Below are 18,171 nucleotides of genomic sequence, written 5' to 3'. Positions count from 1 at the left end.
GTGGTACTAAGCGTGACGAAGTACAACGTGGTCAAGTACTGGCTCAGCCAGGTACCATCACTCCTCACACCAAGTTTGAGTCTGAAGTATACGTACTGTCTAAAGATGAAGGCGGTCGTCACACTCCATTCTTCAAAGGCTACCGTCCACAGTTCTACTTCCGTACAACTGACGTAACTGGTTCAGTAGAGCTGCCAGAAGGCGTAGAAATGGTAATGCCTGGTGATAACCTGAAGTTCGTTGTTGAGCTGATTTGCCCAATCGCAATGGACGAAGGTCTACGTTTCGCTATCCGTGAAGGTGGCCGTACCGTAGGTGCAGGTGTTGTATCTAAGATCATTGACTAATTAGTCGATTCTTAGGAACGCATTAGAAAAGGCGAGCTTCGGCTCGCCTTTTTGTGTTTATAGCGGACATAAAGATCGCGAGTTTCTCACGAAGGCGAGAGCTGATGTTTAGTTCGCCAACGCAAGCTTCCCAATGCGGCAAGGTAGCGCTTTTAATTAGCTTGAAATGCGCATATAATTCTGGCCTTCGTGTAATAGGGGCGTAGTTCCAATGGCAGAACGTCGGATTCCAAATCCGAATGTTGGGAGTTCGAATCTCTCCGCCCCTGCCACCTTTTTTCCTGGTGGTTTGCTAGTTTCGAAATTGATACAGGTTGTTTGATGAGTACCAATACTGAAAATCAAAGTGGGTCGGCTGACGGCCTGAAATGGGGGCTAGTAGCCCTGCTTGTAGTCGGCGCTGTTGTAGGTAACTACATGTACCAGGAACTGTCAGTACTGATCCGTGTGATCGGTGTTGTTGTTGCAGTTGCTGCTGCGCTGGGTATCGCTTCACAAACCACCAAAGGCCAGGAAGCCATCGCATTTGCTCAAGAAGCTCGTACGGAAACCCGTAAAGTTGTTTGGCCTACCCGCCAAGAAGCTGTGCAAACCACGTTAATCGTGCTGGCAACCACCGCTGTGATGTCTCTTATCCTATGGGGACTTGACGGTATTTTGGTTCGCCTAGCTGGCTTTGTCATGGGACTTGGAATCTAAAAGATGAGTGAAGAACAAGCTAAATTGCGCTGGTACGTCGTACAAGCCTTCTCTGGTTACGAAGCCCGTGTGTCTAAATCGCTGAAAGAGCATATCCAGATCCACGATATGCATGATTACTTCGGTGAGATACTTGTGCCGACAGAAGAAGTTGTCGAGATGCGTGCTGGCCAGAAACGTAAAAGTGAGCGTAAGTTCTTCCCCGGCTATGTGCTGGTTCAGATGGACATGAACGACGAGAGCTGGCACTTGGTTAAGAACGTGCCACGGGTACTAGGCTTTATCGGCGGTACTGCTGATCGCCCGGCGCCAATCTCTGATCGTGAAGCAGATGCTATTTTGGCGCGTCTGGACGAGAGTGCTGATAAGCCGCGTCCAAAAACGATGTTCGAACCCGGCGAAGTGGTTCGTGTTACCGATGGTCCTTTTGCCGACTTCAACGGCACCATCGAAGAAGTCGATTACGAGAAGAGCCGCGTGAAAGTATCGGTTCTGATCTTTGGCCGTGCTACCCCAGTTGAGCTGGAGTTCGGACAAATCGAAAAAGGTTGATAAAATTTAACCAATCTATTGAATTGAGGGCAGCGCTTAGCCTATAATCCGCTGCCCTTTGTTATATCGGGAAGCCAAGTAGCGAAAAGCCTTCGTGAACACGGCGTTTGAACCCTATTTGAGGTAAATCTAATGGCTAAAAAAGTCCAAGCTTACATTAAGCTTCAGGTTGCGGCTGGCGCTGCTAACCCGTCACCACCAGTTGGTCCTGCTCTAGGTCAGCACGGTGTAAACATCATGGAATTCTGTAAAGCGTTCAACGCGAAAACAGATTCTCTAGAGAAAGGTGCTCCAGTACCAGTAATCATTACTGTGTACAACGATCGTTCTTTCACTTTCGAGACCAAAACCCCACCGGCATCTTACCTGTTGAAGAAAGCGGCTGGCATCAAGTCAGGTTCGGGCGTACCTAACAAAGAAAAAGTAGGTAAAGTAACCCGCGCGCAACTGGAAGAAATCGCCAAGACCAAAGAAGTTGACCTAACCGGTGCTGACTTGGATGCGATGGTTCGCTGTATTGAAGGTTCTGCCCGTGCTATGGGCTTGGTAGTAGAGGGCTAAGACGATGGCAAAACTTTCTAAGCGCATGCGCATTATCCGCGAAAAAGTGGATGTAACCAAAGAGTACTCTATCGAAGAAGCTGTTGAGCTGCTGAAAGAACTGGCGACTGCTAAGTTCCTGGAAAGCGTTGACGCTTCTGTAAACCTGGGTGTTGACCCACGTAAATCTGACCAGAACGTACGTGGCGCAACTGTACTTCCTCACGGTACTGGCCGTGAAGTACGCGTTGCTGTATTCACTCAAGGTCCTAACGCTGACGCAGCTAAAGAAGCTGGCGCAGACATCGTTGGTATGGACGACCTGGCCGCTCAAGTTAAAGCTGGCGAAATGAACTTCGACGTAGTTATCGCATCTCCAGATGCAATGCGCGTTGTTGGTCAACTGGGTCAAATCCTGGGTCCACGTGGCCTGATGCCAAACCCGAAAGTAGGTACCGTTACTCCTAACGTTGCAGACGCGGTTAAGCAAGCGAAAGCTGGTCAGATCCGCTACCGTAACGACAAGAACGGTATTATCCACACCACCATCGGTAAAGTTGATTTCGACGCTGACAAGCTGAAAGAAAACTTGGAAGCACTGGTTGTAGCTCTGAAGAAGGCCAAGCCTGCTCAAGCTAAAGGTCAGTTCATCAAGAAGATCAGCCTGTCTACCACCATGGGTGCGGGTGTAGCGATTGACGCTGCTAGCTTGGATACCCAAGCGTAAAAATATTTACATGGCGCAAAATTTCACCTATAATTTTGCGCCTTTGTAATGTGGGTCAGGACGAAAGTCCTCATCCAAGACCGTAGGTGCCGGTTGCCGGCTTAATGTCCTACGTAGATGGTTCGGAAACCCAAGAATAAATTTTTTATTCTGGCCTCCAAACCGTACAGGCCCCAAGCGATGCTTGGGGGTATTTAATACCGATCGTTTTGATTGGTTTTGGAATCCAGGAGTAAAGCCAATGGCATTAAGACTCGAAGACAAGAAGCAAATTGTTGCTGAGGTCAATGAAGCTGCCAAAGGTGCACTGTCTGCAGTAGTTGCTGACTCTCGTGGTGTGACTGTTGACGCTATGACCGCTCTGCGTAAGCAAGCGCGTGAAGCTGGCGTTTACATGAAGGTTGTTCGTAACACCTTGGCACGTCGCGCAGTAGAAGGCACTGACTACGAATGTCTCGTTGAGTCATTCTCAGGTCCTACTTTGATTGCATTCTCTAACGAACATCCAGGTGCGGCAGCTCGTCTGTTCACCGATTTCGCTAAAGAGAACGACAAGTTCGAAGTACGCGCCGCTGCATTCGAAGGTGCCCTAGCAGACGCTAGCGTTCTAGCGAAACTACCAACTTACGAAGAAGCTTTGGCCAAGTTGATGGCAACTATGAAAGAAGCTGCTGCTGGCAAGCTGGTACGCACCATTGCTGCGATTCGCGAAGCAAAAGAATCAGAAGCAGCATAATTTGCTTGTTGCTTAAACATTTTATAAATTTAAACGAATTTAGGAATTTGAGTCATGTCTATCACTAAAGACCAAATCATCGAAGCTATTGCTGAAATGTCAGTAATGGACGTTGTTGAACTAGTTGAAGCTATGGAAGAAAAGTTCGGCGTTTCTGCTGCTGCTGCTGTTGTTGCTGGCGGTGCAGAAGGCGGTGCTGCTGCTGAAGAGCAAACCGAATTCGACGTAATCCTGACTGCTGCTGGCGGTAACAAAGTTGCTGTAATTAAAGCAGTACGTGGCGCAACTGGTCTTGGCCTGAAAGAAGCTAAAGGTCTGGTTGACGCAGCTCCTTCTCCAATTAAAGAAGGCGCTGAGAAAGAAGAAGCTGAAGCTCTTAAAGCTGCTCTTGAAGAAGCTGGTGCTTCTGTTGAGCTTAAGTAATCTACCCCAGGTAGATTACAGCCTGTAAAAGGCATTGGCTGGTGATTATTTAATCACCAGCCTTTTTGCGCTGTAGGAAGCTGTCTTTTTTCCGTTTTAGCACAGCTCTAGGCGAAACCAAGTAAGCTCTTGGTTTATATGACAAACGGTAGCTAAGAACTGTCCCCATCGAGGCGACAGAGTGGGTCACTTATCAGCGAGCTGAGGAACCATATGGTTTACTCTTATACAGAGAAAAAACGCATTCGTAAGGACTTTGGGAAACGTCCTCAAGTGGTGGACACGCCTTACCTGCTTTCTATCCAGCTTGACTCTTTTGAAAAATTCATTGAAGTCGATCCGGAAGGTGAGTACGGACTAGAGGCCGCGTTTCGCAGTGTATTCCCAATTGCCAGTTATTCAGGATACTCGGAGCTTCAGTATGTAAGCTACCGCCTTGGGGAACCGGTATTTGACGTAAAAGAATGTCAAATTCGTGGAGTTACCTACTCTGCTCCCCTGCGTGTAAAGCTGCGCTTAGTGTTGTTTGACCGTGAAGCACCTGCTGGCACCGTCAAAGACATTAAAGAGCAAGAAGTGTACATGGGTGAAATTCCACTCATGACCGAGAACGGTACCTTTGTTATCAACGGTACTGAGCGTGTGATTGTTTCCCAGCTACACCGTAGCCCGGGCGTATTCTACGATCACGACAAAGGTAAGACTCACTCTTCTGGTAAAGTGCTGTACAACGCACGTGTGATCCCTTACCGCGGTTCTTGGTTGGACTTTGAGTTCGACCCGAAAGACAACTTGTTCGTTCGTATTGACCGTCGTCGTAAGTTGCCAGCATCGATCATCCTGCGTGCCCTGGAAATGAGCACTCAAGAGATCCTGGAAAACTTCTTCACCACCACCCTTTTCCAAGTGAAAGACGGCAAGGTGATGATGGAGCTGGAAGCATCACGTCTGCGTGGTGATACTGCTACCTTCGATATTAAAATTGATGGCGAAGTATTGGTTGAAGCTGGTCGTCGTGTTACCGCTCGCCACATTCGTCAGCTGGATAAGTCCGGTGTTAAAGAGATCGAAGTACCAGTTGAGTACCTGGTTGGCAAAGTGCTGGCCCAAGACTACATCGACGAAGCCACCGGCGAAGTTGTTGCTGAAGCCAATGCTGAGTTGACCTTGGAGTTGGTTGCTGCGCTGTCTCAAGCCGGCGTAACCAGCATCAACACCATCTACACCAATGAACTGGACCACGGTTCGTTCATCTCTGACACACTGCGTGTTGATTCAACCACCAACCGTCTGGAAGCGTTGGTTGAGATCTACCGTATGATGCGCCCGGGTGAGCCACCAACGAAGGATGCTGCTGAAGCGTTGTTCGAGAACCTGTTCTTCAACTCTGAGCGCTACGATCTGTCGACCGTTGGTCGTATGAAGTTCAACAGCCGCGTTGAGCGTGAAGATGGCCGCGTAGAAGGCGTACTGGATCGCGAAGATATCGTGCGCGTGATGAAGACTCTGATCGACATCCGTAACGGTAACGGTGAAGTGGACGATATCGACCACTTGGGTAACCGTCGTATCCGTAGCGTAGGCGAAATGGCTGAGAACCAATTCCGTGTAGGTCTGGTTCGTGTTGAGCGTGCTGTTAAAGAGCGCTTGAGCCTGGGTGACCTTGATGCGCTAATGCCTCAAGACCTGATCAACGCCAAGCCGATTTCTGCGGCAGTGAAAGAGTTCTTCGGCTCTTCTCAGCTGTCTCAGTTTATGGACCAGAACAACCCGCTGTCTGAGGTAACTCACAAGCGTCGTGTTTCTGCACTTGGCCCAGGCGGTCTGACCCGTGAACGTGCTGGCTTTGAGGTTCGAGACGTACACCCGACTCACTACGGTCGTCTGTGTCCGATTGAGACCCCAGAAGGTCCAAACATTGGTCTGATTAACTCTCTGGCAGTTTACTCTCGTACCAACGAGTTTGGCTTCCTGGAGACCCCTTACCGTAAAGTTACCGATGGCGAGATTACTGACGAGGTTGAATACCTGTCGGCCATCGACGAAGGTCGCTACGTGATTGCACAGGCAAACGCAGAGACCGACGAAAACGGTAAGCTGATTGAAACCGATCTGGTTCCATGTCGTCATAAAGGTGAATCTACCTATATGCCGTCTGACAAGATTGAGTACATGGACGTAAGTCCACAACAGATTATTTCTGTTGCTGCCTCACTGATTCCGTTCCTTGAGCACGATGATGCGAACCGTGCATTGATGGGTTCGAACATGCAACGTCAGGCGGTTCCAACTCTGCGTGCTGATAAGCCGCTGGTAGGTACCGGTATTGAGCGTGCTGTGGCAGTAGACTCAGGTGTAACCGTTGTGTCTAAGCGCGGTGGTCTGGTTGACTACGCAGACGCTAGCCGCATCGTGGTTAAGGTAAATGAAGAAGAGATGCTTCCAGGTGAAGCAGGTATCGACATCTACAACCTGACCAAGTACACCCGTTCTAACCAAAACACCTGTATCAACCAGCGCCCTGTTGTTAAAGCAGGCGAGCCGGTAGCTAAAGGTGACGTACTGGCTGATGGTCCTTCTACCGATTTGGGTGAGTTGGCACTGGGTCAGAACATGCGCGTGGCGTTCATGCCTTGGAATGGTTTCAACTTCGAGGATTCCATCGGTATCTCTGAAGATGTTGTGAAAGCTGACCGCTTCACCACCATCCACATCCAAGAGCTGAGCTGTATTGCTCGTGACACTAAGCTGGGTAGCGAAGAAATCTCTGCCGACATCCCGAACGTGGGTGAGTCTGCGCTGAGCAAACTGGATGAGTCCGGTATTGTTTACGTAGGTGCAGAAGTGAAGCCTGGCGACATTCTGGTAGGTAAGGTAACGCCTAAGGGCGAAACCCAGCTGACCCCAGAAGAGAAGCTGTTGCGTGCGATCTTCGGTGAGAAGGCGTCTGATGTTAAAGATACCTCGCTGCGTGTACCTAACTCTGTTTACGGTACCGTAATCGACGTACAAGTCTTCACCCGTGACGGTGTAGAGAAAGACAAGCGCGCTAAAGAAATCGAAGACATGCACCTTCAAGAGGCGAAGAAAGACCTGACCGAGGAGTTCAAGATCCTCGAAGACGGCATCTTCTCTCGTGCTAAGTCACTGCTGATCAACTCTGGCCGCTCTGAAGCCGAGTTGGATCGCGTAGCTCCTGCCGAATGGCTGCAGATGTCTCTGAGCGATGAAGCTCAACAGACCTCGCTAGAGCAGATCGCCGAGCAGTACGACGAGCTGAAAGCTGAGTTCGACAAGCAGTTCGACATCAAGCGTCGCAAGATCACCCAAGGTGATGACCTGGCGCCTGGCGTACTGAAGATTGTTAAGGTTTACCTGGCAGTTAAACGTCGCATCCAGCCTGGTGACAAGATGGCGGGTCGTCACGGTAACAAAGGTGTTATCTCGACCATCGTACCGCGTGAAGACATGCCATACGATGAGACCGGTCGTCCGGTTGAGCTGTGCTTGAACCCACTGGGTGTACCATCGCGGATGAACATCGGTCAGATCCTTGAGACTCACCTGGGCCTAGCAGCCAAAGGTGTGGGCGAGAAGATCGATGAGATGCTGAAAGTTCAGCGCGAAATCGAGATGGGCAAACTGCGTGACTTCATCCAGAAGGTTTACGACATCGGTGCGGAAGCGCAAAAAGTTGATGTTGCTAGCTTCTCTGACGACGAAGTGATCACCCTGGCGAAGAACCTGCGCAACGGTGTGCCAATGGCAACCCCTGCGTTCGACGGTGCGAAAGAAGCAGAAATCAAAGAGATGCTGCGTCTGGCTGACCTACCTGATTCAGGTCAGATCACCTTGTTCGACGGCCGCACTGGTAACCCGTTTGAGCGTCCGGTAACTGTTGGTTACATGTACATGCTCAAGCTGAACCACTTGGTTGACGACAAGATGCAGGCCCGTTCAACTGGCTCTTTCAGCTTGGTTACTCAGCAGCCGCTGGGTGGTAAAGCACAGTTCGGTGGTCAGCGTTTCGGTGAGATGGAAGTATGGGCACTGGAGGCTTACGGTGCTGCTTACACCCTGCAAGAGATGCTAACCGTGAAGTCTGATGACGTGAACGGCCGTACTAAGATGTATAAGAACATCGTTGACGGCAACCATCAGATGGATCCGGGCATGCCAGAATCCTTCAATGTATTGCTCAAAGAGATCCGCTCTTTGGGTATCAACATTGAGCTGGACGAGCTATAAGCACAGGACGCCCCTGATTAAGGCAAGGCGGGTGCTGCCATTGTGCGGCACCCCAGGTTTAACTCCACATTGGAGAGAAACGTGAAAGATTTACTTAAGTTTCTGAAACAACAAAGCAAGACCGAAGAGTTTGAAGGTATCAAGATCGGTCTGGCTTCACCTGACCAGATCCGTAGCTGGTCGTTCGGTGAAGTGAAAAAACCGGAAACCATTAACTACCGTACCTTCAAGCCTGAACGTGACGGTCTGTTCTGTGCGCGCATCTTTGGCCCGGTAAAAGACTACGAATGTCTGTGTGGCAAATATAAGCGTCTGAAGCACCGCGGTGTTATCTGTGAGAAGTGTGGCGTTGAGGTAACTCAATCTAAAGTTCGTCGTGACCGTATGGGCCACATCGAGCTAGCGTCACCGGTTGCGCACATCTGGTTCTTGAAGTCACTGCCATCTCGCATTGGCTTGCTGCTGGATATGACTCTGCGTGATATCGAGCGCGTACTGTACTTCGAATCATTTGTTGTAACCGAGCCGGGCATGACCAGCCTGGAGCGCGGCCAACTGTTGACCGAAGAAACCTACCTTGACGCGCTGGAAGAATACGGCGACGAATTCGAAGCGAAGATGGGTGCCGAAGCGGTACTGGCTTTGCTACGTGAGCTGAACCTGGATCAAGAGATCGAGGAAATGCGCGAAGAGCTGGCTTCAACCAACTCTGAAACCAAGCGCAAGAAGCTGACCAAGCGTCTGAAATTGATGGAAGCGTTCCGCGACTCAGGTAACAAACCTGAGTGGATGATCATGGGCGTTCTTCCAGTACTGCCACCTGATCTGCGTCCTCTGGTACCGCTGGATGGTGGCCGTTTCGCGACCTCAGATCTGAACGATCTGTACCGCCGCGTAATCAACCGTAACAACCGTCTGAAGCGTCTGTTAGATCTGGCAGCCCCAGATATCATCGTACGCAACGAAAAGCGTATGCTTCAGGAAGCGGTAGACGCCCTGCTGGATAACGGCCGTCGTGGTCGTGCCATCACCGGCTCTAACAAGCGTCCTCTGAAATCTTTGGCCGACATGATCAAAGGTAAGCAAGGTCGTTTCCGTCAGAACCTGCTAGGTAAGCGTGTAGACTACTCAGGCCGTTCGGTAATTACCGTAGGTCCTACTCTGCGTCTGCATCAGTGTGGTCTGCCTAAGAAGATGGCACTTGAGCTGTTCAAGCCATTCATCTACGGCAAGCTAGAGCTTCGCGGCCTGGCTACCACCATTAAAGCTGCCAAGAAGATGGTAGAGCGTGAAGGCGGTGAAGTGTGGGATATTCTTGAAGAGGTTATCCGTGAGCACCCAGTACTGCTTAACCGTGCACCGACTCTTCACCGTTTGGGTATCCAAGCGTTCGAGCCGGTACTGATTGAAGGTAAAGCGATTCAACTGCACCCACTGGTGTGTGCGGCCTATAACGCTGACTTCGACGGCGACCAAATGGCGGTTCACGTACCACTGACTCTGGAAGCGCAGCTAGAAGCACGTTCGTTGATGATGTCTACCAACAACGTACTGTCTCCTGCTAACGGTGAGCCTATCATCGTACCTTCTCAGGACGTGGTATTGGGTCTGTACTACATGACCCGCGAAAAAATTAACGACAAAGGCGAAGGCATGTACCTGGCTGGCCCGAAAGAAGCTGAAAAGCTCTATCGCGCTGGATTGGCGAACCTGCACGCCCGCGTAAAAGTACGTATCACCGAGATCGAGATTGCCGAAGACGGCTCGCGCATCGAAAAGACTGAAATGAAAGACACCACCGTTGGTCGTGCCATTCTTTCGCTGATCATGCCTAAAGGCCTGCCATTTGCTCTGGTAAACCAAGCAATGGGCAAGAAGCAAATCTCTCGTCTGTTGAACACCTGTTACCGTAAGTTGGGCCTGAAAGATGCGGTTATCTTCGCTGACCAACTGATGTACACCGGTTTCCACTACGCGACCCTGTCTGGTGCCTCTGTAGGTATTAACGACATGGAAATCCCAGAGCTGAAGAAGGACATCATCGAAGATGCCAGCGACGAAGTTGCTGAAATCCAAGAGCAGTTCTTGGCAGGTCTGGTAACCGCGGGTGAGCGTTACAACAAAGTAATCGATATCTGGGCATCGGCTAACGAAAAAGTATCGAAAGCGATGATGGAGAACCTGTCTTCTGAAACCGTGGTTAACCGCGACGGCGAAGAAGAGCAGCAAGATTCTTTCAACAGCATCTACATGATGGCCGACTCAGGCGCTCGTGGTAGTGCCGCTCAGATTCGTCAGTTGGCGGGTATGCGTGGTCTGATGGCTAAGCCAGATGGCTCGATTATCGAAACCCCAATTGTGGCGAACTTCCGTGAAGGTCTGAACGTACTTCAATACTTCATCTCAACCCACGGTGCGCGTAAAGGTTTGGCCGATACCGCACTGAAGACAGCGAACTCGGGTTACCTGACTCGTCGTCTGGTTGACGTTGCGCAAGATTTGGTTGTGACCAACAGCGATTGTGGTACTACTGACGGCATCATCATGACTCCTCACATTGAGGGTGGTGACGTTGTTGAGCCATTGCGTGAGCGCGTACTGGGTCGTGTACTGGCTGATGATGTGATCAAACCGGGTACCGAGTCTGAAGTACTGCTAGAGCGCAACACTCTGCTGGACGAGAAACTGTGTGACCTGCTGGAAGAAAACTCCGTAGACACCGTAAAAGTTCGCTCGGTAATTAGCTGTGAAAACGACTTCGGTGTGTGTGCACACTGTTACGGTCGTGACTTGGCCCGCGGCCACATGGTTGGTAAGGGTGAAGCGGTTGGTGTTGTTGCAGCGCAGTCGATTGGTGAGCCGGGTACTCAGCTTACCATGCGTACCTTCCACATTGGTGGTGCGGCATCGCGTGCGGCAGCAGAGAACAGCATCCAGGTTAAGAACACTGGTACTATCAAGCTTCATAACGCTAAAGTTGTTACCAACAACGAAGGCAAGCTGGTTGTAACCTCGCGTTCTACCGAGCTGACCATTATCGATGAGATGGGTCAGACCAAAGAAAGCCACAAGCTGCAGTATGGTGCGGTACTTGAGGTGACTGATGGCGGCGCAGTTAACGCGGGCGAAACCGTAGCTAACTGGGACCCACACACGCACCCAATTATTACTGAAGTACCAGGACGTCTGAAGTTCGTCGACATGATCGAAGGCGTGACCATTACTCGTGTAACCGATGAGCTTACCGGCCTATCTAGCATCAACGTGCTGGACCCGAACGAGCGTCCGGGTGCGGGTAAAGAGATGCGTCCGATGGTGAAACTGGTAGACGAAGCGGGTAATGACGTACTGATTGCTGGTACCGATATCCCTGCACAGTACTTCCTGCCAGCTAAGGCTATCGTAAACCTTGAAGATAACGCTGAGGTTGGCGTGGGTGATGCAATTGCACGTATCCCACAAGAATCTGGTGGTACCAAGGATATTACCGGTGGTCTACCACGCGTTGCCGACCTGTTCGAAGCGCGTCAGCCTAAAGAGCCTGCGATTCTGGCAGAAATTACCGGTACCATTAGCTTTGGTAAAGAAACCAAAGGTAAGCGCCGTCTGGTAATTACTCCGGCTGAAGGTGATGCTTACGAGGAGATGATTCCTAAGTGGCGTAACCTGAACGTGTTCGAGGGTGAGAAGGTAGGTAAAGGTGAAGTTATCGCCGATGGCCCAGAGTCTCCACATGACATTCTGCGCCTACGTGGTATCAGCCCAGTTGCCAACTACATCGTGAACGAAGTGCAAGACGTTTACCGTCTGCAGGGTGTAAAAATTAACGATAAGCACATCGAGACCATCGTCCGTCAGATGCTGCGTAAGTGCATCATCCTGAACGCTGGTGACTCTAGCTTCCTGCAAGGTGAGCAAGCAGAAGTTGCACGTGTGAATATCGAAAACCGTCAGCTGATCGCTGAAGGCAAGCAGCCTGCGACCTTCCGTCGTGAACTGCTGGGTATCACCAAGGCATCGCTGTCTACCGAATCGTTCATCTCGGCGGCATCGTTCCAGGAAACCACTCGCGTACTGACCGAAGCGGCAGTAGGCGGCAAGCAAGACGAACTACGTGGTCTGAAAGAAAACGTCATCGTTGGTCGCTTGATCCCTGCAGGTACCGGTTTTGCGTACCACGAGAAGCGTCGCGCCGGCAGCGAAGAGCCAGCACCTATCAGTGCTGACGAAGCCGCTGACAACCTGGCTGCCCTGCTAAACGCAGCACCAGAAGCGAGCGAAGGCGAAGAGTAAGCACTCTTGCTGAGTTAAAAAAGGTGGCTTAGGCCACCTTTTTTTATGTCTGTTGTTCGGCGATCCAGGGTGAGTAAGGGCAAGCATTGACAAAGCCCTTGTCAGGCCACAGACTGCCGCTTTAACCGAATAAGTAGTAAGGGAAAGCTATGAGCAAGCAGATAATCTCTACCGACGGCGCACCAGCGGCCATCGGCCCCTATTCTCAAGCGACCAAGGTCGAAGAGTTGGTTTTCACCTCAGGGCAGATCCCTTTGGTGCCAGAGACCATGGAAATCATCGAAGGCGATGTGAAGGCACAAACGCGTCAGGTGATGGAGAACTTGGTAGCGGTGTTGGAAGCAGCCGGTGCCGACGCTTCTACCGTGTTCAAGACCACCTGTTTTCTTAGCGATATGAGTAACTTTGTTGCCTTCAACGAAGTCTATGCCGAGTACTTCCCCGAGAATCCTCCGGCTCGTTCATGTGTTGAAGTAGCACGCCTGCCTAAGGATGTGCTGGTTGAAGTTGAAGCCATTGCGCGCATTAAGTAAGAGGCTAAAGTGTCCCGCTACACATTGATCGTTACCTCGCCGGTTTATGGCCATCAGGGCTGTGCCACTGCGCTGAATCTGGCGCGCGCCATCTTGGAGGAAGGGCACACGCTACATGCGGTGTTCTTCTATCAAGAGGGGGTGAGCAATGCGCTGGCGACCACCATGCCAGCGGGTGATGAGATCGATATGGTCAAACAGTGGCAGCAACTCAAATACGACTCTGCTTGCCAATTGCTGGTGTGTAGCGCTGCGGCCCAACGCCGTGGAGTGCTAGGACAAGAAGAAGGCGAACAGCGCAACATTATTAGCGACGGTTTCGGGCAAACCGGCTTGGCTGAGATGTCGATTGCCATGTTAGAGGCAGATAAGGTGGTGCGACTATGAGTAAACCCCTAGTGTGGATTATGGCCAGCGCCCCTCACCACAGCGCCAATGCGCGCGAAGGTCTGGATGCCATCTTGGCTGCCTCCGCGGTGAGCGAGGATGTTGTGGTGTACTTCGATGGCGATGGAGTTTGGCAGCTTCTTGCAGGCCAGCAGCCCGAGCAGATACGCCAGCGTCATATCCTGCCAACCTATGGCATGCTCGACCTCTACGATGTGGAACAGCTTTTTATTAATCCTGACGCTCTGGCTGAGCGTGGCTTGGAGCTGGACGACCTTTCGATACAGCCAGAGCCGCTGACCCGGCAGCGTTTTCTACAGCGTTTCGCCACTAGCCACGCGATGTTGAGGTTCTGATGCTACATATCTTGCGCCATGGGGCAGGCTCCCAACAGTTCGCCGAATGCCTAAGTGCCTTATCCGGCGACGATCTACTGCTGCTTATCGAAGATGGCGTGTATGCCAGCAATGGCTTCAACGAGCAAATCAGCGAGCTCGATCAGCAGCAGCGACTGTATGTGCTTAGCGCTGATCTGGACGCCCGAGGGCTGAAAAACGGTATTGGCCAATGCCTCGATTTTGCTGGTTGGGTGCGGCTACTTGAAAGCACGCCAAGTAACCTAACTTGGTAAGCCCGTGAGGCGCTAGGAAAATCTGGTTATCTAGCCCTCACAATCCTTGACTCCTTCTGTTCATGCGCATAAAATTTCGCCTCCCCAGAAATGGGGGATTTTTCACATGTTTAAAAATTAGATTTGGAGCTATTTCGAATGGCAACTATTAACCAGTTGGTTCGTAAGCCTCGTGCAAGCAAAGCTGCTAAAAGCAACGTGCCTGCACTGGATGCGTGTCCACAACGTCGTGGCGTATGTACCCGTGTATACACCACTACTCCTAAAAAACCTAACTCAGCACTACGTAAAGTAGCTCGTGTACGCCTAACTAACGGCTTCGAAGTTACTTCTTACATCGGTGGTGAAGGTCACAACCTGCAAGAGCACAGTGTAATTCTTATCCGTGGCGGTCGTGTAAAAGACTTGCCAAGTGTACGTTACCACACTGTTCGCGGCGCACTAGACTGTGCTGGCGTAAGCGATCGTCGTCAAGGTCGTTCTAAGTACGGTGCTAAGCGTCCTAAGTCATAACGGCTCTCCGTTAGTAAGGCCAAACACTTAGTAATAGCGAAGTTTTAATTAAATTCGTTTTGGGGAAACCTGAAGCATATCGGAGAATAAAGTCATGCCAAGACGTCGAGTAATCGGTCAACGTAAAATCCTGCCAGATCCTAAGTTCGGATCAGAACTTCTGGCTAAATTCGTCAACGTAGTAATGGTTGACGGCAAGAAATCTATTTCTGAAAAAATCGTATATGGTGCGCTAGATATTGCTGCTGAGAAATCAGGCAAAGCTCACCAAGAAATTTTCGAAGTAGCTCTAGAAAACGTGCGCCCAGCGGTAGAGGTTAAATCTCGCCGTGTAGGTGGTTCTACTTACCAAGTACCTGTTGAAGTACGTCCAGTACGTCGCAACACCCTAGGTATGCGTTGGATGGTAGAAGCTGCACGTAAACGTGGTGAAAAATCAATGGCTCTGCGTCTAGCGGGTGAAATCCTGGATGCGGCCGAAAGCAAAGGTTCTGCGGTTAAGAAACGTGAAGACGTTCACCGTATGGCCGAAGCAAACAAAGCGTTTGCTCATTACCGCTGGTAATATTTTGGCGCGGCAGCTTATGCTGCTGCGCCATTACTTTTGTGGGATCCTAAGGGCAAACCCTTAGTAAGAGGATAAAATGGCCCGTACAACTCCTATTGAGCGCTACCGTAACATCGGTATCTGTGCTCACGTTGATGCTGGTAAAACCACGACCACAGAACGCGTTCTTTTCTATACCGGTCTATCTCATAAAATTGGTGAAGTACACGATGGTGCGGCTACCATGGACTGGATGGAGCAAGAGCAGGAACGTGGTATCACCATCACTTCTGCGGCGACTACCACCTTCTGGCGTGGTATGGACGCACAATTCGACGAACACCGAATCAACATCATCGATACCCCTGGACATGTAGACTTCACTATTGAAGTAGAACGTTCATTGCGTGTGCTTGACGGTGCTGTTGTGGTTTTCTGTGGTTCTTCTGGTGTGGAGCCTCAGTCTGAGACGGTATGGCGTCAAGCTGACAAGTACAGCGTGCCTCGCTTGGTGTTCGTAAACAAAATGGACCGCGCTGGTGCTGACTTCGAAAGTGTCATCACCCAGATCCGCGACCGTTTAGGCGCCACTTGTGTGCCGATTCAACTGAACATCGGTGCAGAAGAAAACTTTAAAGGTGTGATTGACCTGATCAAGATGAAGGCAATCAACTGGAACGAAGCGGACCAGGGCACCACCTTTAGCTATGAAGATATCCCTGCTGACTTGCTTGAGCGCGCTGAAGAGCTGCACGAGGAGTTGGTGGAAGCTGCGGCAGAAGCCTCCGAAGAAATGATGGAGAAGTACCTTGAAGAAGGTGAGCTGACTGAAGCAGAGATCAAAGCTGGTTTGCGTACCCGCACCCTGAACAACGAAATCGTTCTTGCTACCTGCGGTAGCGCCTTCAAGAACAAAGGTGTGCAAGCGGTACTGGATGCGGTAGTGGAATACCTACCTGCGCCAAACCACGTAGCTGCAATCAAAGGTGTGGATGAGCGTGACAACGAAATCGAATGTCCCGCTGACGATGACGCACCGTTTGCCGCGCTGGCGTTCAAGATTGCTACCGACCCGTTCGTGGGCACCTTGACCTTTATGCGAGTGTATTCAGGTACTGTGGAAACCGGTACTGCGGTCTACAACTCGGTTAAAGAAAAGCGTGAGCGCTTTGGTCGTATGGTGCAGATGCACTCTAACGACCGCAAAGAAATTAAAGAAGTGCGTGCGGGTGACATCGCTGCGGCCATTGGCCTTAAAGACGTGACCACCGGTGACACCCTGTGCGATCCAGACCACAAAGTGGTATTGGAGCGTATGGAGTTCCCAGAGCCAGTGATTCAAATCGCTGTGGAGCCACGCACTAAAGCTGACCAGGAGAAGATGGGTATTGCCCTTGGTAAACTGGCAGCAGAAGATCCTTCATTCCGCGTCGAAACCGACGAAGAGTCAGGCCAAACCCTGATCTCGGGAATGGGTGAGCTTCACCTCGACATCATCGTGGACCGCATGAAGCGCGAGTTCAAGGTGGAATGTAACGTTGGTAAGCCTCAGGTTGCCTACCGCGAGACCATTCGTAAGAACGTTGAGGTTGAAGGCAAATTTGTTCGTCAATCTGGTGGTCGTGGTCAGTATGGTCACGTATGGCTGCGTATGGAGCCTAAAGAGCCAGGTTCGGGCTATGAATTTGTCAACGAAATCGTAGGTGGTGCTGTTCCTCGTGAATACATCCCTGCTGTTGACAAAGGCTGTAAAGAGCAGATGGATATGGGTGTTATTGCCGGATATCCTATGCTGGACGTGAAAGTAACCCTGTTTGATGGTTCATTCCACGACGTGGACTCCAACGAAATGGCATTTAAAATTGCCGGCTCAATGGGCTTCAGAAAAGGGGCTATGGAAGCTAACCCAGCACTGTTAGAACCGATGATGAAAGTCGAAGTTACGACCCCTGAAGATTGGATGGGTGACGTAGTGGGTGACTTGAATCGTCGCCGCGGTATGATTGAAGGCATGGACGAAGGTCCTGCAGGACTGAAGATCGTCCGCGCGAAAGTTCCTCTAGCTGAAATGTTCGGCTATGCTACAGATCTACGCTCCGCAACTCAGGGACGTGCCTCTTACTCTATGGAATTCCTAGAGTACAATGAAGCGCCTAAGAATGTTGCTGATGCGATAATCGAAGCGAAAAACTAAACTTATTCAACTGTGTTGGCCTGCCAAAGCAGGCCGAATGTTAAAGAAGGTACATATTGTGTCTAAAGAAAAATTTGAACGTTCGAAACCGCACGTAAACGTTGGTACTATTGGCCACGTTGACCACGGTAAAACTACTCTGACTGCAGCAATCACCAACGTACTGGCTAAGACCTACGGCGGTGAAGCGAAAGACTTCGCACAAATCGATAATGCTCCAGAAGAGCGTGAGCGTGGTATTACCATCTCAACCTCGCACGTTGAATACGACACTCCTACTCGCCACTACGCGCACGTAGACTGTCCAGGACACGCTGACTACGTTAAAAACATGATTACCGGTGCTGCTCAAATGGACGGCGCGATTCTGGTAGTAGCAGCGACTGACGGCCCAATGCCACAAACTCGTGAGCACATCCTGCTGTCTCGTCAGGTTGGCGTACCTTTCATCATCGTATTCATGAACAAGTGTGACATGGTAGATGACGAAGAGCTGCTAGAGCTGGTAGAGATGGAAGTTCGTGAACTGCTGTCTGAGTACGAATTCCCAGGGGATGACCTGCCAGTAATCCAAGGTTCTGCACTTAAAGCCCTTGAAGGCGAAGCTGAGTGGGAAGCGAAGATTGTTGAGCTGGGTGAAGCGCTGGATACTTACATCCCAGAGCCAGAGCGTGACATCGATAAGCCATTCCTGCTGCCAATCGAAGACGTATTCTCAATCTCAGGCCGTGGTACTGTAGTAACCGGTCGTGTAGAGCGCGGTATCATCAAAGTATCAGAAGAAGTAGAAATTGTTGGTAT

17 protein-coding genes and 1 tRNA gene are annotated in these 18,171 nt (G+C 50.7%); all 18 read left to right on the top strand.

What is annotated here, in order from left to right; translation table 11 throughout:
• Window positions 1–347: EF-Tu C-terminal domain-related protein (locus tag G462_RS0119030; protein ID WP_026960399.1), on the top strand; the 347-nt coding region annotated here is incomplete at its 5' end.
• A gap of 196 nt (window positions 348–543) precedes the next feature.
• Window positions 544–619, top strand: a tRNA-Trp gene (locus G462_RS0119025).
• A gap of 49 nt (window positions 620–668) precedes the next feature.
• Entirely contained in the window at window positions 669–1,046 is a 378-nt protein-coding gene (gene secE, locus G462_RS0119020; RefSeq protein ID WP_026960398.1) for a preprotein translocase subunit SecE, read from the top strand.
• A 3-nt stretch (window positions 1,047–1,049) separates the two neighbouring features.
• A complete protein-coding gene (gene nusG / locus G462_RS0119015) occupies window positions 1,050–1,598 on the top strand; it encodes a transcription termination/antitermination protein NusG (protein ID WP_026960397.1) in 549 nt (182 codons plus the stop codon).
• Window positions 1,599–1,730: 132 nt separating this feature from the next.
• Window positions 1,731–2,159, top strand: coding sequence for a 50S ribosomal protein L11 (gene rplK, locus G462_RS0119010; protein WP_026960396.1), 429 nt, complete (start codon window positions 1,731–1,733; stop codon window positions 2,157–2,159).
• Window positions 2,160–2,163: 4 nt separating this feature from the next.
• Window positions 2,164–2,865, top strand: a complete 702-nt coding sequence (gene rplA / locus G462_RS0119005; RefSeq protein WP_026960395.1) for a 50S ribosomal protein L1 — start codon at window positions 2,164–2,166, stop codon at window positions 2,863–2,865.
• Window positions 2,866–3,106: 241 nt separating this feature from the next.
• Window positions 3,107–3,601 (top strand): 50S ribosomal protein L10, encoded by a 495-nt coding sequence (gene rplJ / locus G462_RS0119000; protein ID WP_026960394.1) that lies wholly within the window; start codon window positions 3,107–3,109, stop codon window positions 3,599–3,601.
• A gap of 54 nt (window positions 3,602–3,655) precedes the next feature.
• The gene (gene rplL, locus G462_RS0118995) at window positions 3,656–4,024 is read left to right on the top strand and encodes a 50S ribosomal protein L7/L12 (protein ID WP_026960393.1); all 369 of its coding nucleotides are present in this window, start codon (window positions 3,656–3,658) and stop codon (window positions 4,022–4,024) included.
• Window positions 4,025–4,237: 213 nt separating this feature from the next.
• Window positions 4,238–8,272 carry a DNA-directed RNA polymerase subunit beta gene (gene rpoB / locus G462_RS0118990; protein ID WP_026960392.1) on the top strand — a complete coding sequence of 1,345 codons (4,035 nt, stop codon included), beginning with the start codon at window positions 4,238–4,240 and terminating at the stop codon, window positions 8,270–8,272.
• 81 nt (window positions 8,273–8,353) lie between these two features.
• Window positions 8,354–12,565: a DNA-directed RNA polymerase subunit beta' gene (gene rpoC, locus G462_RS0118985; RefSeq protein WP_026960391.1), complete on the top strand. Its 4,212-nt coding sequence runs from the start codon at window positions 8,354–8,356 to the stop codon at window positions 12,563–12,565.
• Between the two features lie 149 nt (window positions 12,566–12,714).
• Complete coding sequence (locus G462_RS0118980) at window positions 12,715–13,098, top strand: RidA family protein (RefSeq protein WP_026960390.1); 384 nt, start codon at window positions 12,715–12,717, stop codon at window positions 13,096–13,098.
• Between the two features lie 9 nt (window positions 13,099–13,107).
• Entirely contained in the window at window positions 13,108–13,485 is a 378-nt protein-coding gene (tusD, locus tag G462_RS0118975) for a sulfurtransferase complex subunit TusD (protein WP_026960389.1), read from the top strand.
• Window positions 13,482–13,841: a sulfurtransferase complex subunit TusC gene (gene tusC, locus G462_RS0118970; RefSeq protein ID WP_026960388.1), complete on the top strand. Its 360-nt coding sequence runs from the start codon at window positions 13,482–13,484 to the stop codon at window positions 13,839–13,841. The genes tusD and tusC overlap by 4 nt, the downstream gene beginning before the upstream one ends.
• Window positions 13,841–14,116, top strand: a complete 276-nt coding sequence (tusB, locus tag G462_RS0118965; RefSeq protein WP_026960387.1) for a sulfurtransferase complex subunit TusB — start codon at window positions 13,841–13,843, stop codon at window positions 14,114–14,116. The genes tusC and tusB overlap by 1 nt, the downstream gene beginning before the upstream one ends.
• A gap of 138 nt (window positions 14,117–14,254) precedes the next feature.
• Window positions 14,255–14,629 (top strand): 30S ribosomal protein S12, encoded by a 375-nt coding sequence (gene rpsL, locus G462_RS0118960; protein ID WP_026960386.1) that lies wholly within the window; start codon window positions 14,255–14,257, stop codon window positions 14,627–14,629.
• Between the two features lie 94 nt (window positions 14,630–14,723).
• Window positions 14,724–15,194 (top strand): 30S ribosomal protein S7, encoded by a 471-nt coding sequence (gene rpsG / locus G462_RS0118955; protein WP_026960385.1) that lies wholly within the window; start codon window positions 14,724–14,726, stop codon window positions 15,192–15,194.
• Window positions 15,195–15,273: 79 nt separating this feature from the next.
• Window positions 15,274–17,370, top strand: coding sequence for an elongation factor G (gene fusA, locus G462_RS0118950; protein ID WP_026960384.1), 2,097 nt, complete (start codon window positions 15,274–15,276; stop codon window positions 17,368–17,370).
• A 58-nt stretch (window positions 17,371–17,428) separates the two neighbouring features.
• Window positions 17,429–18,171, top strand: a 743-nt coding sequence (locus tag G462_RS0118945; protein WP_026960383.1) for an elongation factor Tu, incomplete at its 3' end; no start/stop codon positions are given.

It is taken from the genome of Aliagarivorans taiwanensis DSM 22990 (assembly GCF_000429505.1).
Classification (GTDB): domain Bacteria; phylum Pseudomonadota; class Gammaproteobacteria; order Enterobacterales; family Celerinatantimonadaceae; genus Aliagarivorans; species Aliagarivorans taiwanensis.
This window is presented reverse-complemented; position numbering and strand designations above follow the sequence as displayed.

Bases quoted from the DNA above. Each gene is read 5' to 3' on its own strand.
- secE (WP_026960398.1), top strand. From the start codon at position 669: ATGAGTACCAATACTGAAAATCAAAGTGGGTCGGCTGACGGCCTGAAA.
- nusG (WP_026960397.1), top strand. From the start codon at position 1,050: ATGAGTGAAGAACAAGCTAAATTGCGCTGGTACGTCGTACAAGCCTTC.
- rplK (WP_026960396.1), top strand. From the start codon at position 1,731: ATGGCTAAAAAAGTCCAAGCTTACATTAAGCTTCAGGTTGCGGCTGGC.
- rplA (WP_026960395.1), top strand. From the start codon at position 2,164: ATGGCAAAACTTTCTAAGCGCATGCGCATTATCCGCGAAAAAGTGGAT.
- rplJ (WP_026960394.1), top strand. From the start codon at position 3,107: ATGGCATTAAGACTCGAAGACAAGAAGCAAATTGTTGCTGAGGTCAAT.
- rplL (WP_026960393.1), top strand. From the start codon at position 3,656: ATGTCTATCACTAAAGACCAAATCATCGAAGCTATTGCTGAAATGTCA.
- rpoB (WP_026960392.1), top strand. From the start codon at position 4,238: ATGGTTTACTCTTATACAGAGAAAAAACGCATTCGTAAGGACTTTGGG.
- G462_RS0118980 (WP_026960390.1), top strand. From the start codon at position 12,715: ATGAGCAAGCAGATAATCTCTACCGACGGCGCACCAGCGGCCATCGGC.
- tusC (WP_026960388.1), top strand. From the start codon at position 13,482: ATGAGTAAACCCCTAGTGTGGATTATGGCCAGCGCCCCTCACCACAGC.
- tusB (WP_026960387.1), top strand. From the start codon at position 13,841: ATGCTACATATCTTGCGCCATGGGGCAGGCTCCCAACAGTTCGCCGAA.
- rpsL (WP_026960386.1), top strand. From the start codon at position 14,255: ATGGCAACTATTAACCAGTTGGTTCGTAAGCCTCGTGCAAGCAAAGCT.
- rpsG (WP_026960385.1), top strand. From the start codon at position 14,724: ATGCCAAGACGTCGAGTAATCGGTCAACGTAAAATCCTGCCAGATCCT.
- fusA (WP_026960384.1), top strand. From the start codon at position 15,274: ATGGCCCGTACAACTCCTATTGAGCGCTACCGTAACATCGGTATCTGT.